The sequence below is a fragment of the Coraliomargarita sinensis genome (assembly GCF_003185655.1).
GTDB classification, from domain to species: Bacteria; Verrucomicrobiota; Verrucomicrobiia; order Opitutales; family Coraliomargaritaceae; genus Coraliomargarita_B; species Coraliomargarita_B sinensis.
Genome location: NZ_QHJQ01000031.1, coordinates 1 through 1221, shown reverse-complemented (window position 1 = coordinate 1221; position 1221 = coordinate 1). Strand labels below are relative to the sequence as shown.

Genomic DNA, 1221 nt, shown 5'->3' with positions numbered 1-1221 from the left:
AGACAACGCTATACTGCCGAGTTCAAACAGGAGGCAGTCAAACTGATATTAATCGACGGGACCCCGGTGAAGGAGGTTTCGCAGCAATTGGGAGTGCCTGAAGGGGTTCTTTACAGCTGGAAGCAGAAGCACTTGGACCAGTTGGAGGCGGATGCGCCAGAAGGTGCGCAGAGCCCGAAGGAGATGGCGGCGGAGCTGGCACAGCTGCGCAAGGCGCTGGCGAAGGAGCGGCGGATGAATGAGATATTAAAAAAAACGGTGGGCTACTTCAGCAATCCCGAGTGATGCGTTACCGTTTTATAGAAGAGCACAAGGCTCGTTACAGCATTGACGAGCTCTGCGAGTGTTTTGGTCTGAGCCGGAGCGGCTACTATGACTGGACGCTTCGTTTGCCGAGTGCCCGCAGCCGGGAGGATGCCTCTTTCAAGGAGCGGATTGTCGAACTGCACAAGCAGGCCCGTGGCCGCTACGGGCACCGCCCGATCCACGAACACTTGAAGGACGAGTCCTTTGAGTGCGGTCGGGACCGGACCCTGCGGCTGATGAAGGAGCTGGGTATCGAAGGCAGGCAAAAGAAGGGCTTCAAGCCTCTGGGCACGAACAGTAAGCACGACTTCGGCTACAGTCCGAACCTCCTTAGGGAACTCGGACAGCCCGATGCCTGTGACCGGGTCTGGGTGGCAGATACCACCTACCTGCGGGTCCAGCATGGCTGGTGTTACCTGGCAACGGTGATGGATCTCTGCAGCCGTCGGATCATCGGTTGGAGCGTCTCCTCCCGGAACGACTCAAAGCTGGTCTGCCAGGCTCTGCAATGTGCCGTGCTGACGCGGCGGGGAGAGTTGCCGGAGGACCTGGTCCACCACAGCGACCGGGGCAGCACTTATGCCAGCTATGACTACGAGGCCATGCTCAGGAGCTTTGGGATAAAGCAGAGCATGAGCGCGAAGGGCAATTGCTACGACAACGCAGCCCAGGAATCCTTCTACGGCAGATACAAGACATCAACTGTCGGCGACGAAGTCTTCTTTGATGAGGCCGCCGCCCGGAGCAATGCCTTCGAATACATCGAAGTCTTTTATAACCGCTTCAGAAAACACTCTTCGCTGGGCTATAAAAACCCGGTTCAGTTCGAGGAAAAAATCGCGCCCCCCATGGGGGGCATAGGAGCTAGCCTACCGGCTTGCATCAACCACAACTAAACATTATAACCACAACCTA

At 56.9% G+C, this 1221-nt stretch carries 2 protein-coding genes; both read left to right on the top strand.

Annotated elements, in window-relative coordinates; all coding sequences use genetic code 11:
* A partial coding sequence (locus tag DDZ13_RS15255; RefSeq protein WP_146209410.1) for a transposase occupies nucleotides 1-285 on the top strand: 285 nt, incomplete at its 5' end.
* A complete protein-coding gene (locus tag DDZ13_RS15250) occupies nucleotides 285-1202 on the top strand; it encodes an IS3 family transposase (protein ID WP_110132323.1) in 918 nt (305 codons plus the stop codon). The genes DDZ13_RS15255 and DDZ13_RS15250, both read left to right, overlap by 1 nt.
* Nucleotides 1203-1221 lie beyond the last annotated feature (19 nt).

Coding starts and splice junctions, on each gene's coding strand:
- DDZ13_RS15250 (WP_110132323.1), top strand. CDS start 285: ATGCGTTACCGTTTTATAGAAGAGCACAAGGCTCGTTACAGCATTGAC.